General features: G+C 60.9%; 20 protein-coding genes and 1 pseudogene. 6 read left to right on the top strand and 15 right to left on the bottom strand.

Features of this window, described 5'->3' with window-relative positions; genetic code table 11:
- Window positions 1-113: 113 nt before the first annotated feature.
- From WIN67_RS26220 to dksA, 13 genes and pseudogenes are all read right to left on the bottom strand, one after another.
- Window positions 114-242 (bottom strand): annotated as a pseudogene (locus WIN67_RS26220) (acetyl-CoA C-acetyltransferase); the annotation flags it as partial.
- A 44-nt stretch (window positions 243-286) separates the two neighbouring features.
- Complete coding sequence (locus tag WIN67_RS26215; RefSeq protein WP_102882231.1) at window positions 287-1153, bottom strand: oxygenase MpaB family protein; 867 nt, start codon at window positions 1151-1153, stop codon at window positions 287-289.
- 51 nt (window positions 1154-1204) lie between these two features.
- Window positions 1205-3142 (bottom strand): acetate--CoA ligase, encoded by a 1938-nt coding sequence (acs, locus tag WIN67_RS26210; protein WP_273924276.1) that lies wholly within the window; start codon window positions 3140-3142, stop codon window positions 1205-1207.
- A gap of 128 nt (window positions 3143-3270) precedes the next feature.
- The gene (gene pgi / locus WIN67_RS26205) at window positions 3271-4935 is read right to left on the bottom strand and encodes a glucose-6-phosphate isomerase (protein WP_102882229.1); all 1665 of its coding nucleotides are present in this window, start codon (window positions 4933-4935) and stop codon (window positions 3271-3273) included.
- Window positions 4936-5406: 471 nt separating this feature from the next.
- Window positions 5407-6267: a pantoate--beta-alanine ligase gene (gene panC, locus WIN67_RS26200; protein WP_102865485.1), complete on the bottom strand. Its 861-nt coding sequence runs from the start codon at window positions 6265-6267 to the stop codon at window positions 5407-5409.
- Window positions 6264-7064 (bottom strand): 3-methyl-2-oxobutanoate hydroxymethyltransferase, encoded by an 801-nt coding sequence (gene panB, locus WIN67_RS26195; protein ID WP_102882227.1) that lies wholly within the window; start codon window positions 7062-7064, stop codon window positions 6264-6266. The genes panC and panB overlap by 4 nt, the downstream gene beginning before the upstream one ends.
- 395 nt (window positions 7065-7459) lie before the next feature.
- Window positions 7460-7939 (bottom strand): 2-amino-4-hydroxy-6-hydroxymethyldihydropteridine diphosphokinase, encoded by a 480-nt coding sequence (gene folK, locus WIN67_RS26190; RefSeq protein WP_110597067.1) that lies wholly within the window; start codon window positions 7937-7939, stop codon window positions 7460-7462.
- Window positions 7940-7942: 3 nt separating this feature from the next.
- Entirely contained in the window at window positions 7943-9340 is a 1398-nt protein-coding gene (locus WIN67_RS26185) for a polynucleotide adenylyltransferase PcnB (RefSeq protein WP_339070237.1), read from the bottom strand.
- A gap of 746 nt (window positions 9341-10086) precedes the next feature.
- A complete protein-coding gene (locus WIN67_RS26180; protein WP_102882225.1) occupies window positions 10087-11514 on the bottom strand; it encodes a sigma-54-dependent transcriptional regulator in 1428 nt (475 codons plus the stop codon).
- A gap of 22 nt (window positions 11515-11536) precedes the next feature.
- Window positions 11537-14491: a sensor histidine kinase gene (locus WIN67_RS26175; RefSeq protein WP_339070235.1), complete on the bottom strand. Its 2955-nt coding sequence runs from the start codon at window positions 14489-14491 to the stop codon at window positions 11537-11539.
- Window positions 14475-14651 carry a hypothetical protein gene (locus tag WIN67_RS26170; RefSeq protein WP_003176118.1) on the bottom strand — a complete coding sequence of 59 codons (177 nt, stop codon included), beginning with the start codon at window positions 14649-14651 and terminating at the stop codon, window positions 14475-14477. Before WIN67_RS26170 ends, WIN67_RS26175 begins: the two co-directional genes overlap by 17 nt.
- A 77-nt stretch (window positions 14652-14728) precedes the next feature.
- Entirely contained in the window at window positions 14729-15625 is an 897-nt protein-coding gene (gluQRS, locus tag WIN67_RS26165; RefSeq protein WP_110652095.1) for a tRNA glutamyl-Q(34) synthetase GluQRS, read from the bottom strand.
- 122 nt (window positions 15626-15747) lie between these two features.
- Window positions 15748-16188: an RNA polymerase-binding protein DksA gene (gene dksA, locus WIN67_RS26160; protein WP_011063504.1), complete on the bottom strand. Its 441-nt coding sequence runs from the start codon at window positions 16186-16188 to the stop codon at window positions 15748-15750.
- Window positions 16189-16527: 339 nt separating this feature from the next.
- On the opposite strand from dksA, the gene WIN67_RS26155 reads away from it, so the two are divergent.
- Window positions 16528-17700, top strand: coding sequence for a pyridoxal phosphate-dependent aminotransferase (locus WIN67_RS26155; RefSeq protein WP_102865492.1), 1173 nt, complete (start codon window positions 16528-16530; stop codon window positions 17698-17700).
- Window positions 17700-18407, top strand: coding sequence for a DNA/RNA nuclease SfsA (gene sfsA / locus WIN67_RS26150; RefSeq protein ID WP_102882223.1), 708 nt, complete (start codon window positions 17700-17702; stop codon window positions 18405-18407). The genes WIN67_RS26155 and sfsA overlap by 1 nt, the downstream gene beginning before the upstream one ends.
- 2 nt (window positions 18408-18409) lie before the next feature.
- Here the strand turns inward: sfsA and WIN67_RS26145 are convergent, their stop codons facing one another.
- Window positions 18410-18727, bottom strand: a complete 318-nt coding sequence (locus tag WIN67_RS26145) for a Rieske (2Fe-2S) protein (RefSeq protein ID WP_102865494.1) — start codon at window positions 18725-18727, stop codon at window positions 18410-18412.
- Window positions 18728-18945: 218 nt separating this feature from the next.
- On the opposite strand from WIN67_RS26145, the gene WIN67_RS26140 reads away from it, so the two are divergent.
- Genes WIN67_RS26140 through WIN67_RS26125 form a run of 4 tightly spaced genes read left to right on the top strand, consistent with a single transcriptional unit; the run spans window position 18946 to window position 22507 of the window.
- The gene (locus WIN67_RS26140; RefSeq protein ID WP_170002384.1) at window positions 18946-19821 is read left to right on the top strand and encodes a heme/hemin ABC transporter substrate-binding protein; all 876 of its coding nucleotides are present in this window, start codon (window positions 18946-18948) and stop codon (window positions 19819-19821) included.
- A complete protein-coding gene (locus tag WIN67_RS26135; protein ID WP_102865496.1) occupies window positions 19818-20855 on the top strand; it encodes a FecCD family ABC transporter permease in 1038 nt (345 codons plus the stop codon). The genes WIN67_RS26140 and WIN67_RS26135 overlap by 4 nt, the downstream gene beginning before the upstream one ends.
- Window positions 20855-21622 (top strand): heme ABC transporter ATP-binding protein, encoded by a 768-nt coding sequence (locus tag WIN67_RS26130; protein ID WP_102865497.1) that lies wholly within the window; start codon window positions 20855-20857, stop codon window positions 21620-21622. Before WIN67_RS26135 ends, WIN67_RS26130 begins: the two co-directional genes overlap by 1 nt.
- Before the next feature lie 21 nt (window positions 21623-21643).
- Window positions 21644-22507: a ChaN family lipoprotein gene (locus WIN67_RS26125; RefSeq protein ID WP_213665039.1), complete on the top strand. Its 864-nt coding sequence runs from the start codon at window positions 21644-21646 to the stop codon at window positions 22505-22507.
- Window positions 22508-22734: 227 nt separating this feature from the next.
- On the opposite strand, the gene WIN67_RS26120 is transcribed toward WIN67_RS26125, so the two are convergent.
- A complete protein-coding gene (locus WIN67_RS26120; RefSeq protein ID WP_273924280.1) occupies window positions 22735-23541 on the bottom strand; it encodes a Crp/Fnr family transcriptional regulator in 807 nt (268 codons plus the stop codon).
- Between the last annotated feature and the right edge of the window lie 9 nt (window positions 23542-23550).

The following is a 23550-nucleotide window of genomic DNA, read 5'->3' as shown; positions in this document are numbered from 1 at the left end:
AGGGCGCCTTGGAGAAGAGGAATAAGGCGCCGCAGTTTACCAGCCTCCTGCCCGTTGTAGGAGCCAAGTGCTGGCGAAGGCGATCTCTCGGACTCTATGGCCAAGGCCACGCCCTGGCCGCCGCCGATGATCACTTTGGCATCGCCGCAGCCAATGGCCTGGGCGCTCAGGTGCAAGACCTTGAGGCCGGAGCCGCAGACTTTGTTCAAGGGCATGGTGGGTACGGCGTGGTGCTGGCCGGCCAATTGCGAACTGTCTGGGCGTGTTGTGCATGAGCGGTCGTCTTCTACAGACCCATGCGTCGTTTCGCTCGATGCACCGAACTGTCACGCACCGCCCAGCGCAGCATCGGCGTACTGCGTTTGACGCTGGCTCGAATCAGCTGGCGTTGCAGCGGGTTCTGATTGACGTCAAGCATGGCGCTGGCCCAGTCCGGCAGCAGGTCGATACCGGCCTGCATCATCAATGAACCAAAAGGTTTGGCCAGGCGACTGGGAGCTGGAGCCGCCTGTAGCAGGCGCAGAACCTCGCGACTGCGATCGTCGCACAGCAGTTGCGGACGCATGGCTTGCAGGTAGTCGGCCACCGCCCGCCGCGAGCGGGGCACATCCCGGGCGCCGAGACGTTCGGCGATCAGCGCGATCTCGTTGTAGTAGCGGTCCTGGTCTGCCCCTGACAGGCGAGGGTTGAGGTAACGCAGGTGGGCGGCGAGAAAGTTGCTGACTTCCGCCACATGCACCCAGGTCAGCAGGTCTGGATCGCTGGCGGCGTAAGGACGGCCGTCAGGAGCGGTGCCCACGATATGCAGGTGAATAGTGCGTACTTTTTCGATCAGCCATTCGGCGTCCTGACGGGAGCCGAAGGTGGTGCCGGAAATGAATTGGCCGGTGCGGCGCAGGCGGCCGATCATGTCCTGGCGAAAGTTCGAGTGGTCCCAGACCCCGGCCAGGGCCAGGGGGTGCAGGGCTTGCATCAGCAAGGCACTGATGCCGCCGATCAGCATGCTGCTGAAGTCGGCGTGTACCTGCCAACTGACCGAGCCCGGCCCGAACAGGCCGGGGTCGCCCTTGGGATGCTCCAGGTCGAGTTGCCCCAGGGAGAGGCCAGACAAGCTCATGACCTGGCTTTCGATACGGCTGCGAATGAATTCCATGACAGCTCGGTGCGGGTAGTGAAAAAAGGCGCGGCCGTGGCCGCGCCGGTTTCAAGCGTTCAGGCGCTTGTCGATCAGGCCTTCCACCACACTGGGGTCTGCCAGGGTCGAGGTATCCCCCAAGGTCTCCAGTTCGTTGCAGGCGATCTTGCGCAGGATACGCCGCATGATCTTGCCCGAGCGAGTTTTCGGCAGGGCCGGAGCCCACTGGATCAGCTCCGGTTTGGCAAAGCTGCCGATTTCACGGCTGACCAGGGCCAGCAGTTGCTTTTTCAGTTCCTCGTCGGGTTCGATGCCTTGCATCGGCGTGACAAAGGCATAGATCCCCTGGCCCTTGAGGTCGTGGGGGTAGCCGACCACGGCGGCCTCGGCGATGTCGTCGTGAAGCACCAGGGCGCTTTCCACTTCGGCGGTGCCGATGCGGTGCCCGGAGACGTTGATCACGTCGTCGATGCGTCCGGTGATCCAGTAGCTGCCGTCCTCGTCCCGGCGCGCGCCGTCACCGGTGAAGTAGTAGCCGGGGTAAGGCGCGAAGTAGGTTTCGATCATGCGCTTGGGATCGCCGTAGACGCTGCGTATCTGTGCCGGCCAACTGGCCTTGATCGCCAGGATGCCGCTGCCGGCACCTTGGATTTCCTTGCCCTGGTCGTCCAGCAACACCGGTTGTACACCGAACATCGGCGTCGAGGCGCAGCCGGGTTTGACCTGCCGGGCGCTGACCAGGGGGCTGAGCATGATGCCGCCGGTCTCGGTCTGCCACCAGGTATCGACAATCGGGCAGCGCTGCTCGCCCACGACATTGAAATACCACTCCCAGGCTTCCGGGTTGATCGGTTCGCCAACACTGCCCAGGAGCCGCAGGCTGCTACGGGAGGTGCGCTGCACGGGGTCGTTGCCTTCGCGCATCAGGGCCCGCAGGGCGGTCGGGGCAGTGTAGAAAATGTTCACCTGGTGCTTGTCCACCACCTCCCAGAAACGCGAGGTGCTGGGGTAGTTGGGCACGCCTTCGAAGATCAGCGTGGTGGCACCGTTGGCCAGCGGACCGTAGAGGATGTAGCTGTGGCCGGTGACCCAGCCGACGTCGGCGGTGCACCAGAAGACCTCGCCGTCGCGGTAGTCCAGTACGTACTTGAAGGTCATGGCGGCCTGTAGCAGGTAGCCGCCGGTGGTATGCAGAACGCCTTTGGGTTTGCCGGTGCTGCCGGAGGTATAGAGGATGAACAGTGGGTCTTCGGCGTCCATCGGCTCGGGGGCGCACTGGTCGCTGGCCGCGGCTACGGCCTGCTGGTAGTGAATGTCGCGGCCCTCTACCCAGTTCACCGGATTACGGGTGCGCTCGACCACTACCACGCTGCTGACGTCCGGGCAACTGAGCAGGGCCTTGTCGACGTTGCTCTTGAGGGAAATCTGTTTGCCGCCGCGCACGCCTTCGTCGGCGGTGATCAGGGTGCGGCAGTCAGCGTTGAGAATCCGGTCGCGCAGGGCCTCCGGGGAGAAACCGCCGAACACCACCGAATGCACGGCACCGATCCGGGTGCAGGCGAGCATGGCGTAGGCCACTTCGGGAATCATCGGCATGTAGATGCACACCCGGTCGCCTTTTTTCACGCCACGGCTTTTCAGCACGTTAGCCAGGCGGCAGACATGCCCGTGAAGTTCTTTGTAGGTGATGCGCTGTGAGTCGGCGGGGTTATCGCCTTCCCAGATAATGGCTGCCTGATCGCCGCGTTTTTCTAGATGACGATCAATGCAGTTGTAGCTGACGTTGAGTTGGCCGCCACGGAACCAACTGGCCTCGCCGGTGCGCATGTCATGGCTGTGCACGCTGTCCCAGGGGCTGCTCCAGTGCAGGAAACGCTTGGCCTGCTCGGCCCAGAACACATCTGGCTGCTCAATGGATTGGCGGTAGAGGTGGTGGTAGTCGTCCTGACTCATTTGCGCCGCCCGGCGGACGGCATCGGCTTTCGGAAAAGTGCTGATATCGAACATGACGGTTCCTTATTCTTGTTTTGCGACAAGCCATAAGGGTGCGCACAAGTGTCAGGAAGGTTCAAGGGGGGGAGGGCCGGGGCCCGGACGGGAGCCGACGTGGCGGCTCCCGGGACAGAGAAGGTTGATCAGCCGCGGTGACGGCCGCGGAAGTAGTTGATCAGGCCTTGGGTCGAAGCATCGTCGGCCAGGGTTTCGTCGCTACCGACCAGACGGTTGTAGACGCCTTTGCCCAGTTCCTTGCCCAGCTCCACGCCCCACTGGTCGAAGGCGTTGATGCCCCAGACCACGCTTTGCACGAAGACCTTGTGTTCGTACAGCGCTACCAGGGCGCCCAGGCGCCGCGGGCTGATGCGTTCCACCACCAGGGTGTTGCTCGGACGGTTGCCTGGAATCACCTTGTGCGGCGCGAGTTTTGCCACATCGGCTTCGCTCATGCCTTTCTCGCGCAGTTCGCTCTCGGCTTCGGCGCGGGTCTTGCCCAGCATCAGCGCCTGGCTCTGGGACAGACAGTTGGCGTACAGCCACTGGTGGTGGTCAGCCACCGGATTGAAGCTGACGATCGGCACGATGAAGTCGGCCGGAATCAGCTGGGTGCCCTGGTGCAGCAACTGGTGATAGGCGTGCTGACCGTTGCAGCCTACGCCGCCCCAGATCACCGGGCCGGTATCGGTGGCCACCGGGGTACCGTCCTGGCGCACGCTCTTGCCGTTGGATTCCATGTCCAGTTGCTGCAAGTGCTTGGTGATGTTGCGCAGGTAGTGGTCGTACGGCAGGATCGCGTGACTTTGCGCTCCCCAGAAGTTGCCGTACCACACTCCCAGCAGGGCCAGCAGTACCGGCATGTTCTGCTCGAACGGTGCGCTCTGGAAGTGCTGGTCCATGGTGTAGGCACCGGACAGCAGTTCCTTGAAGTTGGACATGCCGATGGCCAGTGCGATCGGCAAGCCGATGGCGGACCACAGCGAGTAGCGTCCACCGACCCAGTCCCACATTGGGAAAATGTTCTCTTCACGAATGCCGAAGGCCACGGCGGCCGCGTTGTTGCTCGATACGGCGATGAAGTGGCGGTGCAATTCGGCTTCGGAGCCGCCCTGGGCCAGGTACCAGGCCCGCGCCGCCTGGGCGTTCTTCAGGGTTTCGAGGGTGTTGAATGACTTGGAAGAAACGATGAATAGCGTGGTTTCTGCACGGATTTTCGCCGAAAGCTCATGGAACTCGCTGCCGTCGATATTGGCCAGGTAGTGACAGCGCACGCCTTTCTGGGCATAGGACAACAGCGCCTCGGACACCAGCTCCGGGCCGAGGAACGAGCCACCGATACCGATGTTGACCACGTCGGTGATGGGTTTCTCGGTGTAGCCGCGCCACAGGCCGTCGTGGATGCGCCCGACCAGTTCGGTGATCTGGTTCAGTACCTTGTGTACTTCCGGCATCACGTTGACGCCATTGACCGACAGCTTGTCGCCCACTGGACGGCGTAGTGCAGTGTGCAGCGCCGGACGGCCTTCGGAGGCGTTGACCAGCTCACCGGTCACCATGGACTTGATGGCATCGGCCAGACCGACTTCCTTGGCCAGATTGACCAGCAGATCGCGGGTCTGGCTGGTGATCAGGTTTTTCGAGTAGTCGAGAAACAGTCCGCAGCTGCTCAGGGTAAATTGGTTGAAGCGCTGTGGATCGGTATTGAACGCCTCGCGCATGCTGAAATCCTGCATGGCTTGGCGGTGGTCTTTCAACGCTTGCCAGGCGGGCAGAGCGGTAACGTCGTGAGGAGTGCGGTAGTACGCCATCGCTGCGGTTTTCCTTTTGCTTGAACTGCCTTTTTGGACACTGAGAAGCCCGGAACGTCCTGCGCGGTCTCAAGGACCTCGTTCCTTCAGTCCTGTGCTGATTCGATTAATCACCCAGGGCGATAACAGTAACTCCAGCGTGCTGTTCTGTCTTGGCTTTGTGCGCCTTGTGGCCGGTACTATTTTGTACTGGCGGGGCCAATCAGGGCTGCATGGGGGGCTTTCAGCGGGAATAAACGGGGTTGGAATCGGCTGGCTTCAACGGGGACCCCAAGGTTTCGTGGTTCCGCTCGTTGCCGGGGGCATCTACCGCCTGCGTGGTCTGGCACTGAGCAGATCGCTTTCACCCTGGGCAAGATGGCACGCATGGGAAATTCCTGGGTCGGATCCTCGAACAGGACCTGCAGTATCAGCTGCAGGCCCCAGCCGGCGGCAGTTTGCCCGAAGGTTGGCGTTCGGGCAATCAGGCGTTCATGCCGGCGTGTCGAGGTCCAGATGCAGGTTGTCGATCAAGCGTGTTGCGCCCAGATAAGCCGCCACCAGAATCACCAGGTCACGGTCTTCGGCAGTGGCGGGACGCAGGTTTTTCGCGTGACGGATTTCCAGGTAGTCCCGTCGCAGGCCGGCCGCCTCGAGCTGCTGCTGTTGCTCGGCCAGTAGCCTCGGATAGTCACGCTCGCCATCCCGAATGGCCTGAGCGATTTGGCTCAGACTGCGGTACAGCACTGGGGCGATGGCGCGCTGCTCTGCGCTCAAGTAGCCATTGCGCGAGGACAGGGCCAGGCCGTCGGTGGCCCTCACCGTTGGCTCGCCGATGATCTGGATCGGCATGTTCAGGTCATGCACCAGGGCACGAATGACCGCCAACTGCTGGTAGTCCTTCTGGCCGAACACGGCAAGGTCCGGCTGGACCATGTTGAACAGCTTGCTGACCACCGTGGCCACGCCTTCGAAATGACCGGGGCGGCTGGCGCCGCACAGGCCTTCGGAGAGCTGTGGCACGCTGACCCGGGTCTGTCCAGCCATGCCGTCGGGGTACATCTCTTCGACACTGGGAGCGAACAGCAGATGGCAGCCGGCTTCGAGCAGTTTCTCCTGGTCGGCGGCCAGGGTGCGCGGATACTTGTCGAGGTCTTCGCCGGCGCCGAACTGCAGCGGGTTGACGAAGATACTGGCCACCACGAAATCCACTCGCTGGGCGGCCTTGGCCACCAGGGCGGCGTGACCGCTGTGCAGGTTGCCCATGGTGGGGACGAAGCCGATCCGCTTGCCTTCGCTGCGGGCGCGGGCGACCGCAGCGCGCAACTCGCGCACGGTTTTGACTGTATTCATGCAGAGAACCCGTGTTCGACGCCTGGGAAGGTAACGGCCTTGACCGCTTCGACATAGGCACTCAAGGCCGCCTGGATGCTGTCTTTGCCGGCCATGAAGTTCTTCACGAACTTGGGCGAGCGACCGCTCAGGGACAGGCCCAGCATGTCGTGGAGCACCAGCACCTGGCCGTCGGTGGCGCTGCCGGCACCGATGCCGATCACTGGGATCTTCACTGCCTGGGTGATTTCCGCCGCGAGTTCGCTGGGGACGCACTCCAGCAGCAACATGGCGGCACCGGCCTGCTCCAGGGCAATGGCATCGGCCCGCATCTGCCGCGCCTGGTTCTCGTTGCGCCCCTGGACCTTGTAGCCGCCCAGCACATTCACTGTTTGTGGGGTCAGCCCCATGTGTACGCAGACCGGGACGCCGCGCTCGTTCAGCAGGCGAACCGACTCGGCCAGCCAGGCGGCACCTTCGATCTTGACCATGTGCGCCCCGGCCTGCATCAACTGGGCCGAGCTGCTCAGGGCCTGTTCGGGGGTGGCATAGGACATGAAGGGCAGGTCGGCGAGGATCAAAGCGCCGTTGTTGCCGCGTTTGACCGCCGCGACGTGATAGGCCATATCGGCGTTGCTCACGGGCAGTGTGCTGTCGTGCCCTTGCAACACCATGCCCAGGGAGTCGCCTACCAGCAGGACTTCGACGCCGGCTTCACAGCAGGTGTGGGCGAAGGTGGCGTCATAGCAGGTCAGCATGGTGATCTTTTCACCTTTCTGCTTGAGGCTTTGCAGGGTGGTCAGAGTGATGTCTGGCATGAAAAGGGGTCCTCATTTCAGGCGCTTTGGAAACTACTGCGAGTAACGCGCGTGATTCTTCGTTATTCAGGCGCACGGTCTTTTGTCGTGCTTATACAGCCTGGTTCCAAGCGATTTGAAAGCGGTGCCGGGATTCGCGCTGGTGGCGTTGGACGCCTTATTCTGTGCCCAGAAGGGGCTGTGTACCAGCGGGTGCCACCGCCGTTGCACAAGCGCCTTGGCCTAGCGTTTCCTGGGGTCGCCGCGAACAAGCCTCGCTTGAATTGCGCCCTTTAACGCCGGGATGGCGGCAACGGGACGCCTATAGTCGTGATGAGGACTCTGGAAGTCAATTAGATGTGTTACCGCCTTGTTACGCCGGGAGTGTTACCGCCGTTACTGATGCGTTTCAGCGGTTATTTCAGCCGTTCCAGGCCGACAAATGGACAGGCGTCGAGCAGCTCCTGCAGGGTACGTCCGTCGGCCAGTCGCAATTCAGCGGGGGCCAGTTCCGCCAGGGGATAGAGGACAAAGGGGCGGGCCTGCATATGGTAATGAGGGACTTTGAGGCGCGGTTCGTCAATCAGGCGGTCGCCGAACAGGAGGATGTCCAGGTCCAGGGTGCGGGGGCCCCAGCGCTCATTACGTTCTCGGCCTTGCTGGTTTTCGATGGCCTGCAGTGCATCAAGCAGTGCCAAGGGTTCCAGGTCACTGTCCAGCGCCGCCACGGCATTGGTGTAGCGCGGTTGGCCGGGCAGCAGGGAATCGCTTTGATAGAAGGCCGACACGCCGTGGAAGTGGCTTGCGGGCAACTGCGCCAAGGCCTCGAGTGCGCTGCGCAGTTGCTCTTCAGGGGCAGCCAGATTGCTGCCCATGCCAATGTAGATGCGTTCCATCCATTACTCGCCTGAAGCGCTGGAGCTGCCTGCACGCTTGCGTTTGGCACCGCTGCTGCGCCGACGTTTGCGTGGCGCGCCGCTGGTGTCTTCCTTACCGCTCAGGTCGCGGATCATGTCGCGGCGTTCGGAGTCATTGGCGTCCTGGTAGTCGGTCCACCATTCACCCAGGCCGTCGGTCTGCTCGCCTGCGCTTTCACGCAGCAGCAGGAAGTCGTAGCCGGCACGGAAGCGCGGGTTGTCCAGCAACTGGTCGGCGCGCTTGCCGCTGCGCCGTGGCAGCCGTTCCTGCATGTCCCAGATTTCGCGGATCGGCATGGTGAAGCGCTTGGGAATGGCAATGCGTTGGCACTGTTCGGCGATCAGTTCGTGGGCAGCTTCCTGCATGGCCGGGATTGGCGGCATGCCACGCTCCTGCAGGCGCAGGACCCGGGCGGGCAGGGCCGGCCAGAGCAGGGCGGCGAACAGGAAGGCCGGAGTCACGGGCTTGTTCTGCTTGATTCGCAAATCAGTGTTGATCAAGGCTTCACTGATCAGTGTATGGGTGTAGGTCGGGTTGTATTCCAGGGCTTCGGCGCTGGCCGGGAACAATGGATCGAAGAGTTGCAGGTCCACCAGCATTTCGAAGGTGTCGGCCGCGTAGCCGGAGAGGAACAGCTTGAGCACTTCTTCGAACAGACGTGCGGAAGGGATTTCCCGCAGCATGGGAGCCAGTTCGCGGATCGGCGTTGCGGTGTGTTTTTCGATACCGAAGTTGAGTTTTGCCGCGAATCGCACGGCACGCAGCATCCGCACCGGGTCTTCCTGGTAGCGCTGCCGAGGGTCGCCGATGAGGCGGATCAGATTGTTGCGAATGTCGTGTACGCCATTGGCGTAATCGAGGATGCGTTCGCTGACCGGGTCGTAATACAGGGCGTTGATGGTGAAGTCGCGGCGTTGCGCGTCTTCTTCAAGGGTGCCGTAGACGTTATCCCGCAAAATTCGCCCGCTTTCGTTACGGGAGGATTGATTGCTGTCTTCCTCATCGTCGTTCTGCGGGTGGTTGGCGCGGAAAGTCGCGACCTCGATGATTTCGCGACCGAAGTGGATATGCACCAGTTTGAAACGACGGCCAATGATCCGTGCGTTACGAAACTCGGCCTTGACCTGCTCCGGTGTAGCGCTGGTAGCGACGTCGAAATCCTTGGGGGTGATGTTGAGCAGCATGTCGCGCACGCAGCCACCCACCAGATACGCCTGGTAGCCGGCGTTCTGCAGGCGTTCGACGATATTTACCGCATACCGGCTGAACTGGGCACGTTGCAGCGAATACTGGCTGCTATTGAGCACTTCAGGGGTGCTGCGTTTATGTTGCGTACGACGCAAGGGAGAACGGAATGACTGGAACAGCTTCTTCAGCATGGGATGCACTGTTTGAAGGAATGTTCGGCCAAAACGAAGAATGACCGCATGATGGGCGGGGATTCTAGCATTTAGTCGAAGGATGGTGTAGGAAGCTGCCGCGACTTGTGCAGGCCTGCGCAAAGGTGCGATCTAGCAGGGCTGGCGTAGGTTTTTTTGGGGGAAATGCGAATTCTGGAAACCACAAGGGGAGCCGAAGCTCCCCCAGAATAGTTGTGCGTGCTCTATTTTTATTATTGGTTTCGGGCTTCTTGTTTTTGTTAAACGCCCTTGTCACTAAGGTTATCCAGAGTGACCCTCCCAATCGGGAGCCAAGAGCAAACGGATTGCTTTGATCGCTGAGTTGCAATGACCTTTCGATCCAACCAGTTCAGGCTCTGCCTTAGGGCAGTTTTTGTTGTTCTCGGCCTGGTTGTGGGGCATGCCCCAAATACAACGCCTCTCCAAAAGAATCAGTTAGCTGCGCCTCCGCCGTGTTGTTTTTATTATGCGTGAGTCGATTCGTCTTATTTTTATTGTCTTGTGCATTGCTTGTTATTGTTCTTGTACTAAACATATAGCAGGTGCCGTGCCAACTTTTGCGATCCCCAGTAAAACAAGGGGTTAGGCGTGCCTGGTGGTGTTTTTCAGGCCAAAAAAAACCGGGGCTTCGTTACCTTTAGCCCCGGCTTTTGTTACGTCCAATTACACAGGTAACAGTTTTTTTCACAAAGTCGAGCGTTACCCACACTCGGGTCAGCCTGGGTTCAGCTTTCGCTGGCTACCCCGCTTTTGCGCCGCGGGATGCCCAGGCGCTGGCGACGTTCCCAAAGGCATTTGCGGCTGACGCCCAGTTTGCGTGCCAATTCGGTCTCGGTCATGTGGTCCTGGTGTTCGAGGACAAAGTGCTGGAAGTAGTCTTCCAGGGACAGGTCCTCGGTGGGCTCGTGACTGGTGTTGCCCTGTTGCGCTGGCAGGCCGACGAAGTCATCGTCTTCGAGGTCGCTCAGCTCGATATCAATCCCCAGCAGGTCAGCGGAGATTTCCGGGCTTTCGCACAGGATTACCGCGCGCTCTACAGCGTTTTCCAGTTCACGCACGTTTCCTGGCCAGGAATAATGGCGAATAGCCTGTTCGGCGTCGGCGGCGAACTTCAGGTCCGAGCGGCCGATGCGTGCGCTCTGGCGGGCGAGGAAGGCATTGGCGATTTCAATGACGTCGGCGCCGCGCTCGCGCAAGGCGGGCAGTTTCAGGGCAATCACGTGCAGGCGGTAATACAGGTCCTCACGGAACTGGCCGATTTTCGAGAGGCTTTTCAAGTCGCGGTGAGTCGCTGCAATCAGGCGGACATCGACTTTTTGCGACTGCACGGACCCCACGCGACGGATCTCGCCTTCCTGCAGAACCCGCAGCAGGCGCGCCTGGGCCTCCAGTGGCAGCTCCCCGATTTCATCGAGGAACAGTGTTCCGCCGTCCGCTGCTTCCACCAAGCCTGCACGCCCGGCGCTGGCGCCGGTGAACGCGCCTTTCTCATGGCCGAACAATTCGGACTCGATCAGGGTTTCCGGAATGGCCGCGCAGTTCACCGAGATCATGGGGGCCTTGGCCCGCTTGGAGAGGTTGTGCAGTGCCCGGGCCACCAGCTCCTTGCCGGTACCGGACTCGCCCTGGATCAGGACATTCGAATCTGTTGGCGCCACCTTGCGGATCTTGCTGTACATATCCTGCATGGGCGGGCAGGAACCGATGATGCCGATTTCGCCGTTGTTGTTGCTGGCGCCGGCCTTGTCCGCAACGCTCCCCGTCTTGGTGGCTGGACGATCTGCCGGTGCGTTCTCGGCGCTTTGTCGGTCGCGGAGAATCCGGGCCACGGCCTGGAGCATTTCATCGTGGTCGAACGGTTTGGCGATGTAGTCCACCGCACCCATTTTCATTGAGTCCACAGCCGAGCGCAGGCTGGCGTAACTGGTCATGATCAGTACAGGAGTGCCCTGGCCGAGCTTGATCAGTTCGGTGCCGGGGGCGCCAGGCAAGCGCAGGTCGCTGACAATCAGGTCGAATGTGGGAATGCTGAAGCGTTCCTGGGCTTCCTGCACCGAGCCGGCTTCGCTGACCTGGTACTGGTTGCGTTCCAGCAGGCGGCGAAGGGCGGAGCGGATAATGGTTTCGTCTTCGACGATCAGAATATGCGGCATTGATTCAATTCTCTCGACGGTCTCAGTTCACAGCGGACGTCGCTTCGACATGACGCGGTAAGGTCACCCGAATACGGGTGCCGCGTTGGCTTTGTGGATCGGCCGGGCTGTCGATGGTGATTTGTCCATAATGCTCTTCAATGATGGAATAGACCAGTGCAAGGCCCAGTCCGGTACCTTCCCCAGGGTCCTTGGTGGTGAAAAACGGTTCGAACAATCGGTCCATGATGTTCTTGGGAATGCCGCTGCCTTCGTCTTCCACGATTAGATCGACCGTGTGTTCGAAAGCCTCGCTCTTGACGCGTACCGCGTTGCCGGGAGGAGAGGCGTCGCGGGCGTTGGACAGGAGGTTGATCAGTACCTGCGCCAGCCGCTGCGGATCACCATCGACCCAGTGGTCGGGATCGCACAGATTGAAGAACTGCACTTCGAAATTGCGCCGGTTCAAGGCCAGGAGACCAATGGCGTCCTGGGCAACTTCGGCCAGGCAGACGGCTTCGTCGTTGTGCTGATGGCTACCGGCGTGGGCAAAGCTCATCAGTGATTGGACGATGCGCGAAATGCGCTTGGTCTGTTCGAGGATCTGCTCACTGATTTCCGTCAGCTCACCGTCTTCCTCGCGCTCCTCTCGCAGATTCTGCGCCAGACAGGCGATGCCGGTGATCGGATTGCCGATCTCGTGAGCCACCCCGGCAGCGAGGCGTCCGATACTGGCCAGGCGTTCGGAGTGCACCAGCTTGTCTTCCAGGGTCTGGGTTTCGGTCAAGTCTTCCACCAGTAACACCAGGCCGCTGTTACCCGGAGCCAACGGCTCGTCGATGGCCGCCTTGTGCAGGTTCAGCCAGCGAGTCTGGCCGTCGAGGGCCAGATGCTGCTTGTGCAAGTGCTCGTCCGGCAAGTTGATAAAGCCCTGCAGCAGGTCTTTCCATGGATTGGTGATGGTGCTCAGGCGCGATCCCACCACATGCTGAGCGGGAATGCCGGTCAACTCCTCCATGGCCTTGTTCCACATGAGGATTTCCTGATCCTTGGCCAGGGAGCAGACGCCCATGGGCAGTTCCTGCAGGGTTTGTCGGTGGTAACGGCGCAGGGCATCGAGCTCGGCGGCCAGGCCGGTCAGGCGTGAGTGGTAGTCCTCAAGGCGGCTCTCGATGAAATGGATGTCTTCGGTGACATAGTTTTCTCCGCCGGCCTTGTAGGGCAAGAAGGTTTCCACCATGTCCTGGGCGACACTCGGTCCCATCAGGCCGGACAGGTTGGCCTCGATACGGTCACGCAGACGTCGCAAGGCATAGGGGCGGCGTTCGTCAAAAGGCAGATACAGGTCGCGCAAGGCTTGCTCCACTTCCTTTTGCGCGGCCTTGGCTCCCAGCGGCTTGGCCAGTTGGGTGGCGAACTCCTGAGGTGAGGCGGCATGCAGTTCCCGGCGCTGCGGTCGGCGCACGTTGTCCACTGCGCAGGCTTCGGCGGCGCTGGTTTCCTCGGTACTGGCGTTGGTGAACAGCGAAATCAGGGTGAACATCAGTACGTTGGCTGCCAGCGAGGCGATGGCTGCCATGTGCCAGCTCGTGTCGTCGAGGACGTAAATCATGTTCAGCAGCGGGATATAGAAACCCTGCAGGTTGCCGATCAGAGGCAGCAGCATGGTCACCAGCCAGACCAGGATCCCCGCCAGCAGCCCGGCAATGAAGCCCCGACGGTTGGCGGTCGGCCAGTACAACACCGAAAGCACGCCGGGAAGAAATTGCAGGGTAGCGACGAAGGCGACAATTCCCAGGTTGGCCAGGTCCTGTTCGGCTCCCAGCAGCAGGTAGAAGGCGTAGCCGGCCATGATGATGGCGACGATCAGGGCGCGACGGGTCCACTTCAGCCAGCGATAGATGTTGCCTTCTGCGGGGGGCTGGTAAAGCGGCAGCACCAGATGGTTCAGGGCCATCCCCGACAGGGCCAGCGTGGTGACGATGATCAGACCGCTGGCGGCCGAGAGTCCGCCGACATAGGCCAGTAGCGCCAGGGCTGGGCTGTTGGCGGCGATACCTATGCCCAGGGTGAAGTATTCCGGGTTGGTGGTGGCGCCGAGCTTGAGTCCGGCCCAGAGAATCAGCGGCACCGCCAGGCTCATCAGCAGCAGGAACAGCGGCAGCCCCCAGCTGGCGCTGACCAGGGCTCGGGGGTTGAGGTTTTCGGTAAAGGTCATGTGGTACATGTGCGGCATGACGATCGCCGAGGCGAAGAACACCAGCAGCAAGGTGCGCCACGGGCCCTCTTGCAGTGGGGTGTGCAGCGCGGCGAGGGCGGTCTGGTTCTGCAGTAGCCAGAGTTCCAGCTGTTGCGGACCATCGAAGACCCCGTACAGCGCATACAGGCCGACACCGCCGATGGCGATCAGCTTGATCACCGATTCGAAGGCAATGGCGAACACCAGGCCTTCATGTTTCTCCCGGGTAGCGATGTGCCGTGAACCGAAGAAAATCGTGAACAGGGTGATCAGCGCGCAGAAGCTCAGCGCTACTCGATGTTGCACCGGTTCATGGGTGAGGATGCCAATGGAATCGGCTACTGCCTGGATTTGCAGGGCCAGCAAGGGCAGGACTCCCACCAGCATGAAGATGGTGGTCAGGGCGCCGGCCCAGGTGCTGCGGAAACGGAAGGCGAAGAGGTCCGCCAGGGATGACAGTTGATAGGTGCGGGTGATCTTCAGGATCGGATAGAGCAGCACCGGCGCCAGCAGGAAGGCCCCGGACACCCCCAGGTAGCTGGAGAGGAACCCGTAGCCGTACTGATAGGCCAGGCCCACCGTGCCGTAGAAGGCCCAGGCGCTGGCATAGACCCCCAGCGACAGGGTGTAGGTCAGTGGGTGGCGAATGATCGAGCGCGGAATCATGCCGCGCTCACTGATCCAGGCCACCCCGAACAGCACCAGCAAGTAGGCGGCGCTGATCAGGATCATCTGGGTCAGGCTAAAGCTCATCGGCATCTTTTTGGCTCTGCAGGATGAAGGTCACGACGATCAGAATCAGCCAGAGCAGATACGGGCGATACCAGGCGCCAGTAGCATCGATCCACCAATCCATGATGGCGGGGGAGAACAGATAGATCCCCACTACCAGGAGCAGGACCAAGCGATAGATGTACATCTCGGCCTCTCTTTATTGTGTGCGTGCCCGAAAACGTGCGGCGATGGTAACGGATGGGCGCCAAGCTGCAAGGGGCGTCAGCTCAATTGGGCTTCCGGCACGCTCAGTGTGCGTGGAATCAAGCTTGCATCCCAGTGCGCAGTACCCCAGCGCATGATCTCTGCCACGCTGGCATCGGCCAGTTCGCTTGGCGCTGTCTGCCCCAGGGCCCGCAGCGCTCGCAATAGCAAGGGCGGCGCCTGATCTTCGCTCAGTGGTGGCGAGCGGTAGGACTTGCCCAGTTTGTGGCCGTCCGGCTGAGTGATCAGCGGCACATGCAGGTAGCGCGGTTGAGGCAGCCCCAGCAATTCCTGCAAGTACAACTGACGCGGTGTGGAGTCCAACAGGTCAGAACCACGGACGATGTCGGTGATGCCTTGCCACGCGTCATCCAGCACCACGGCCAGTTGATAAGCATAGAGGCCATCCCGGCGCTGGATCACGAAGTCCCCCACGTCCCGGCCCAAGTGCTGGCGGTACTCGCCCTGGACCCGGTCGGTGAAGCGGTACTCCAGCTCCGGCACGCGCAGGCGGATCGCTGCATGCTCTCGGGCATGGCCGAGGTTGCGGCACAGGCCCGGGTAGATGCCGTGGTAGGGCTCCAGCTGTTTGCGTGAACAGGTACAGGCATAGGCCAGGCCCTGGTTGAACAAGCGGTTGAGCACCTCGGCATAGGCAGTGTGGCGTTCGCTCTGACGGACCATGTCACCGTCCCATTCGAAACCGTAGCATTCCAGGGCCTTGAGGATCGCTGCCTGGGCGCCGGGCTCTTCCCGGGGCGGATCGAGGTCTTCCATGCGCACCAGCCAGCGGCCGCCGACAGCTCGGGCATCCAGATAGGAGGCAAGGGCTGCAACCAGCGAGCCGAAATGCAGGTAGCCGCTGGGGGTGGGGGCGAAGCGTCCGATGTATGAAGGAGATGTGGAGGCAGTCATGGGCAGGATGCTATCGGGGCTGGCCCCGGAGTGATGACAGGAACGGGGGGATTGCTTCTACAGCGCAAGGCGGAAACGAAAACGGAGCGTGTATACGCTCCGTTTCAGGTTCAGGCCGGCGATTACTTGCCGACTTGTTTTTCCTTGATTTCCGCCAGGGTCTTGCAATCAACGCACATATCGGCGGTTGGGCGGGCTTCCAGCCGGCGGATGCCGATCTCGACACCACAGGATTCACACCAGCCGTATTCTTCGTCTTCGATCAATTGCAGGGTCTTGTCGATCTTCTTGATCAACTTGCGCTCACGATCACGGGCGCGCAGTTCAAGGCTGAACTCTTCTTCCTGGCTGGCACGGTCGGCCGGATCAGGGAAGTTGGCCGCTTCATCTTTCATGTGATCAACAGTGCGGTCGACTTCCTGCATCAAGTCCTGTTTCCACTTGTTCAGGATCTTGGTGAAGTGCTCACGCATGGGCTTGCCCATGTACTCTTCGCCCGCAGTTTCAACATAAGGTTCAAAACCGCTGATCGATTGAATCTGTTGCTTTGCTTGGGTGGGCATGAATGGACCGCCTCTACTCTTGTAATCCATTGCGCAGGATTGCTCCATCTCCGACACTTGCCGGCCCTGCGGCTGCAAGCGGGCGAACTTACCAGATCAAACCAGAGCGCGCTACTCCCGGTTGTCGAGCCTGCGTCCAGTCGCAGTCCGTAGACACGGGAAAACTCTGGCATGGCTTGCAGATCGGTCCGCTCAATCGTTGATTTTAGTCAAATCTGCGGTTTCTGTTTGCACCAGTTGGCGCAAGGCAACAGACCGCGTGGATGGGGTTGGGTTCTCCCGAGCTTCACTGGATGGGTAGAATCGGACTTTTGCTCCCCCTCGAATAAAGGAAGGCTAATGGCTCTGCCCTACAGTGCGCGCAGTCGCGCTATCGAACCTTTCCATGTCATGGCCCTGCTGGCCCGCGCCAATGAGTTGCAGGCCGCCGGACATGATGTGATTCACCTGGAGATCGGCGAGCCGGACTTCACCACCGCCGAGCCGATCATCAAGGCCGGGCAGGCGGCCTTGAGCGCCGGCAAGACTCGTTACACCGCGGCGCGAGGTATCCCGGAGCTGCGTGGGGCAATCTCCGGTTTCTACCAGCAGCGTTATGGCCTGGATATCGACCCCGAGCGGATCATGATCACTCCCGGAGGTTCTGGTGCGTTGCTGCTGACCAGCAGCCTGCTGGTGGACCCGGGCAAGCACTGGCTGCTGGCTGACCCGGGCTATCCGTGCAACCGGCATTTTCTGCGTCTGGTGGAAGGCGCTGCGCAGTTGGTGCCGGTAGGGCCGGATGTGCGTTATCAACTGACTCCTGACTTGGTGGAGCGTTACTGGGATCAGGACAGCGTCGGCGCCCTGGTTGCTTCCCCGGCGAACCCTACCGGGACTGTGCTCAGTCGTGATGAACTGGCGGGCCTGTCCGCTGCGATCAAGGCTCGCAACGGACATCTGGTGGTGGACGAGATCTACCACGGCCTGACCTATGGCACTGATGCCGCCAGCGTGCTGGAAGTGGATGACAGCGCTTTCGTCCTGAATAGTTTTTCCAAGTATTTCGGCATGACCGGCTGGCGCCTGGGGTGGCTGGTGGCACCGCCTGCGGCTGTGGGTGAGCTGGAGAAACTGGCGCAGAACCTCTACATCAGTGCGCCGAGCATGGCCCAGTACGCTGCTCTGGCCTGTTTCGAGCCGCAAACCATCAGCATGCTTGAGGAGCGTCGTGCCGAATTCGGGCGCCGCCGGGATTTCCTGCTCCCGGCCTTGCGCGAGTTGGGCTTTGGTATCGCCGTGGAGCCTGAAGGAGCCTTCTATCTGTACGCCGATATCAGCGCTTTTGGTGGTGATGCCTTTGCTTTCTGCCGGCACTTCCTGGAGACCGAGCACTTGGCCTTCACTCCCGGCCTGGACTTCGGTCGTCACCAGGCGGGACACCATGTGCGTTTCGCCTACACCCAGAGCCTGGAGCGCCTCCAGGAAGCGGTGCAGCGTATCTCCCGTGGCCTGCAGAGCTGGCAAGGCTGATGCGCTTCAATCCTCCCTTGGAAGAAGGGCGTCTGCTGCGTCGCTACAAGCGTTTCCTGGCAGACATCGAAACCGCTGCAGGCGAACAGATGACGATTCACTGTCCCAATACCGGCTCTATGTTCAATTGCATGGTTGAAGGCGGGCAGGTGTGGTTCAGCCGTTCCAACGACCCCAAGCGCAAGCTGCCGGGCACCTGGGAAATCAGTGAAACGCCTCAAGGTCGTCTGGCCTGCGTCAATACCGGGCGGGCCAACAGCCTGGTTGAAGAGGCGTTGAGGGCAGGGCTGATCAATGAATTGAACGGCTTCACCGGGTTGAAGCGCGAGGTGCCTTATGGGCAGGAGAACAGTCGCATCGATTTTCGCCTGGATTACCCGGGTGGTCCGGCCTATGTCGAGGTCAAGAGTGTCACTCTGGGGTTCGATGGTTGCGCAGTGGCGGCGTTCCCCGATGCGGTGACCCAGCGCGGCGCCAAGCACTTGCGTGAACTGGCAAGCCTGGCTCGGGAGGGGGTACGTGCGGTTCAGCTGTATTGCGTCAATCTCTCGGGTATAGAAGCAGTGCGTCCGGCAGAGGAGATTGATCCGGGGTATGCCGTAGCCCTGAGGGAGGCGGTAGCGGCCGGTGTCGAGGTGCTGGCTTATGGCGTTCGCCTGACTGCACAGGAAGTCTCTATCGATCGGCGCCTAGAGGTGCTGTTTTAGGGTTAAAGATCGACCCAGATGCCCTGACTGTCTTCCCTGCAGTCGATAGCCCTCAGGAACTGCCCGGCGCATGGCCCTGCCACACATTCGCCACTCTCGATCAGAAACAGTGCGCCATGGGTGGCGCACTGGATCAGGCTGGCGCTGGGATCGAGGAACTGATCAGGTTGCCATTCCAGGGGGACTCCTCGGTGCGGGCACTGATTGGCATACACGTAGGCCTGCCCCTCGCGGCGCACGGCAAAGAGCTTCAAGCCCGCAAGCTGGAAACCCCGGCTACCGGCCTCGGGAAGGTCACTCCCGGCGCAAAGAAATTTCATGTCTATCCTCTTGGTCCGAAGGCTCTGCGCTAAGGCTGTCACAGTTTTTCCGTGGCGGCAGGATGAAACATGTCGACGCTTGACTGCTAAATGAAAACAATTATCAAATGGCCGCCTCGCCCGACACGGGGTGCTTGCTCATTTCGATGCCTGCTCTGCCTGGCATGTCACATGGACAGCTGCTTCGCGGGCCCCACGTCTATAAAGGAAATGTACTTATGCGCCTGAGTGCCAGCGCCATTGCGTTCTGTGCCGGAATGCTGGTGAGCCAGTGGGCCACCGCCGATGAGTTGCCGCAGCGTTGGGTCAGTGCTGGTGGGGCCTTGTCTGAGTGGGTAACAGCTCTGGGCGCGGAGTCGAAGCTGGTGGGGGTCGACACCACCAGCCAGCACCCGGCATCACTCAAGGCGCTGCCCAGCATTGGCTATCAACGGCAGCTATCGGCGGAAGGGATTCTGAGCCTGCGGCCGCAGATTCTGGTGGGTACAGAGGAAATGGGCCCGCCGCCGGTGCTGTCGCAGATTCGTAGCGCCGGGGTCAGGGTCGAGCTGTTTTCTGCCCAGGCTGATCTTCCTACCTTGCAGCACACTTTGCGGCATCTGGGGCAACTACTGGGCCGCGATGCGCAAGCCGCAGAGCTGTTTCAGGACTATCAAAAGCAGCTTGAACAGCAACACGCCTGGGTCAGTGAGGCACAGAAGGCCCAGGCGGCGCCGGGAGTATTGCTGCTGCTGGGGCATGCTGGCGGTAAACCGCTGATTGCCGGCAAGGACACTGCGGCGGACTGGCTCCTGCAGCAGGCCGGTGGGCACAACTTGGCGACCCATACCGGCTACAAGCCGTTTTCGGTGGAGTCCTTGGCCGGCTTGAGTCCGCAAGTCCTGGTGTTTTCCGATCGCAGTCTGAGCGGCGACGCGGCCCGTGCTGCGCTGTTCAAGGAAAACCCGGTGCTGGCGTCTACTGCGGCGGTCAAGGCTGGGCGGGTGGTCGAACTGGATCCGACCTTGCTGGTGGGGGGCTTGGGGCCTCGGTTGCCGGATAGCCTGAAGCGCCTGGCGGCAGTGTTCTACCCCCAGGCCAAGTCGGCCCAATGAGTCGTCTGGTCAAACCTAGAACGCTGTTTCTCGGGTTGGGAGCCCTGTGCCTCCTGGCTATTTGGCTGTCACTGGCCTTGGGGCCGGTCAGCCTGCCCCTGTTCGATACCTTGCGCGCCGCCCTGCGCTTGCTTGGAATACCGATCAATGGGCAGGGGCTGGAGCAGGCGGAGTTGATCCTCGGGCAGATCCGTCTGCCGCGGACCTTGCTTGGCCTTGCGGTGGGGGGAGTGCTGGCGCTGTCCGGCGTGGCCATGCAGGGACTGTTTCGCAATCCCCTGGCAGATCCGGGGCTGGTGGGGGTGTCCAGTGGAGCAGCGTTGGGCGCGGCGATCGCCATTGTTGGCGGCTCGATGTTTGGCGGTGTACCGGAAGCCATTGGCCCTTACCTGCTTTCACTCTGTGCCTTTCTGGGTGGCCTGGGAGTGACGGCGCTGGTCTATCGTCTTGGTCGGCGCAATGGCCAGACTCATGTAGCAACCATGTTGCTGGCGGGAATAGCCTTGACGGCTCTGGCCAGCTCGGCTGTGGGCTTGTTCACCTACCTGGCGGATGATGCCACCTTGCGAACCTTGACCTTCTGGAACCTGGGCAGCCTGAACGGTGCCAGTTACCAGCGGTTGTGGCCGCTGCTGCTGGTGACGGCTGCGGTAGCTCTGTGGTTGCCTCGTCGGGCCACGGCATTGAATGCGCTGCTACTGGGCGAGTCCGAGGCCAAGCATTTGGGGATTGATGTCGAAGGACTCAAGCGCGAGCTGGTGTTCTGTACTGCCCTGGGCGTGGGAGCTGCCGTGGCTGCAGCGGGGATGATAGGTTTTGTCGGACTGGTGGTGCCCCATCTGGTGCGCCTGCTGTCGGGGCCGGATCATCGCACCTTGCTTCCGGCATCGATCCTGGCGGGGGCCAGCTTGTTGCTGTTGGCTGACCTGGTGGCGCGCCTGGCGCTGGCACCAGCCGAATTGCCCATCGGTATCGTCACCGCTTTTATCGGCGCGCCGTTCTTTTTGTACCTGTTGTTGCGAGGGCGCGCCTGATGCTGCGAGTCGAGAATCTGCATGTCCGCCGTGGTGGTAAAGATGTTCTGTCCGGCGTGGACCTGCAATTGTTGCCGGGCCAGGTATTGGGGGTGCTTGGACCCAATGGAGCCGGTAAAAGCAGCCTGCTCGGAGCCATGAGTGGAGAGTTGGCGGCCCACCAGGGCCGAGTGTCGCTGGATGGGCAAGAGTTGGCGCAGTGGCAGGGTACATTGCGGGCGCAACGTCTGGCGGTGTTGCCTCAGGCGTCGAGTCTGGACTTCGCTTTTCGGGTCGAGGAAGTGGTGGGGCTTGGGCGTTTGCCCCATCAGAGTGGTCGCGTGCGTGACGCGCAGATAGTCAGTGCTGCGCTGGAGGCGGCCGATGTGATGCATCTGTCGGGGCGCAGCTACCTGGCGTTGTCGGGTGGAGAGCGGCAGCGGGTGCATCTGGCGCGGGTCCTGGCGCAATTGTGGCCAGGACAGAGTGGACACAACCTGTTGCTGGATGAGCCCACATCTGCCCTCGATCCGTTGCATCAACACATCACCTTGCAGGCCGTCCGGGAGTTTGCCGATCGCGGCGCGGCGGTGCTGATTATCCTCCATGACCTGAATCTGGCGGCGCGCTACTGTGATCGGGTATTGCTGCTTGAAGGCGGACGCCCGCATTCGTTGGGTACGCCAGCCGAGGTGCTGCGTTCCGAGCCGTTGCAAGCGGTGTTCGGCCTGGAGGTTCTGGTGCAGCAGCACCCTGAACGCGGGCATCCGTTGATCATTGCCCGTTGATCTGACACACGGAGAGACCTGATGCGTGCACTCTCGCTACTGCTGGCCCTGTTGCTGGCGGCCTGTCACAGCATGCCGGAAACGCTGCCGCCGCCGGTTGCGCAGGAGCCAGGCAACATTATTGACCTGCACAATGGTGAGGCGCTGAGCCCTGGCGAGCTGGTTGAACGCCTGGCACAGGCGCCCAGGCTGATAGTCGGTGAGCAGCATGACAACGCCGATCATCACGCGTTGCAGCTCTGGCTCTTGCGCTCTATGTCCGCGGAGCGGCAACAGGGCAGTCTGTTGTTGGAAATGCTCAATCCGGATCAGCAATCAAAAGTCGATGAGGTCAAGCGGTCCCTTGATGGGCGGCGTTTGCCTGATGGACTACCCGCTACGCTGGCCTGGCAACCGGGTTGGGACTGGAGTCTCTACGGTCCGCTGGTGGGTTATGCGTTGAAGCAGCCCTATCCATTGTTGGCAGCCAATCTGGATACTCAGGACGTGCGCAGGATTTATGCACAGGCGCCTGTTCTGTCAGGGGCGCGGAGCAATGCCCGCCCGGTGACTCAGCTATTGTCCGCGCAAATTCGCGAGTCCCACTGCGGCCTACTGCCCGAAAGCCAGGTGCCGTCCATGCTGGCGGTGCAGCAACAGCGGGATCGGCGCATGGCCGAGCGGCTGCTGGCAGCACCGACTCCAGCCTTGCTGTTTGCCGGATCTTTTCATGGGCGCCGGGATCTTGGGGTGCCCTTGCATATGGCTGATCTGGATCAGGGGCAGGAAGTTGTGGTGCTGATTCTGGCGGAGCAGGGAAGTGAGGTTTCCCCGGCATCGGCCGATTACGTCTGGTACACGCCACCCCAGCCACCCAAGGATTACTGTGCGCAATTGAAACCTTGAATGGCTCACTTTTTCACAGGCAAAAAAAGACCCGGCAAGAGCCGGGTCAAATAACCGTGATTAGCCTGATGAGGAGATAATCTGAGAGTCCGAACCACTGGTCTTCCAGGTTATCGACTGATCTCGCGACCAGTTGTGATAATCATAACGATTCTCATTTCGAAGTCAACAAGGCTTTTTCAGTTTTCGCATATTTCGCTAAACGCTTGTTTGGATCCTCTGCTCGTTCAATCTTGGCTCGGGCTGTTCAAGGCCATGAGACGGGTCACTTCCTTGTTCAGCAGGTCGATGCGCCTTGCCATGCTCTCGATCAGGCTGTGGGCGATGCGTGGATTGCTCTGGGTCAGGCTGAGGAACTGCTCCTTGGGAATCAGCATGATCGTGCTCGGCTCGCTGGCGATCACACTGGCGCTGCGTTTCTCTCCGGTGAAGACCGCCATGGCGCCAAAAATCTCATCCTTGGGTACATCGCCAACTTTGTGGCCATCGACAAAGGCTTGGGCGTGCCCTTCGAGAATCACGAACACATGATCCGCCTCATCCCCCTGAGCAATCAGTACTTCGCCGGAAGCTACCCGTTTGAAGCCGTTGCTGCTGCGTAATTCCGGAGGTTTCAAGCGTGCTACTGCATCAGAGAGTAGGGCGGTCTGGCCAATCAGGTATTGCAGCAACAGTTCCGAGCGCTGTTCGTCGGCGTAGATATGCCGGAACACGTCGGTCCGCAAATAGGGGGTCAATATCAGTGGTGTGTCGCTGCTCAAGTGCCACTGTGGTTGCTCGATACCTCGACGCAACCCCACCAGATCGCCTTCATGCAGGTAAAAAAGTGGTCGTTCGTCAACGCTGGCCTGGATCACGCCGCTGTCGAGGAGGAACAGTTGGTGGCCGGGCAGTGCGTTGGACAGGTCTGCTACAGCTTCAAATTCCAGGGCTGAACCGCTGGGTGAAAGTCCCGCCAGTAGCTGCGTCGGGATACTTTGCAGACGATTGATCAAGGCATCGGCGTAGGCCGGTTGCTCCCCCATCAGGTACATAAGGTTCTG

Source organism: Pseudomonas idahonensis, from assembly GCF_037903935.1.
GTDB classification, from domain to species: Bacteria; Pseudomonadota; Gammaproteobacteria; order Pseudomonadales; family Pseudomonadaceae; genus Aquipseudomonas; species Aquipseudomonas danubii.
Note: the sequence above shows the minus strand (reverse complement) of the source record. Positions and strands in the feature narration are given on the sequence as shown.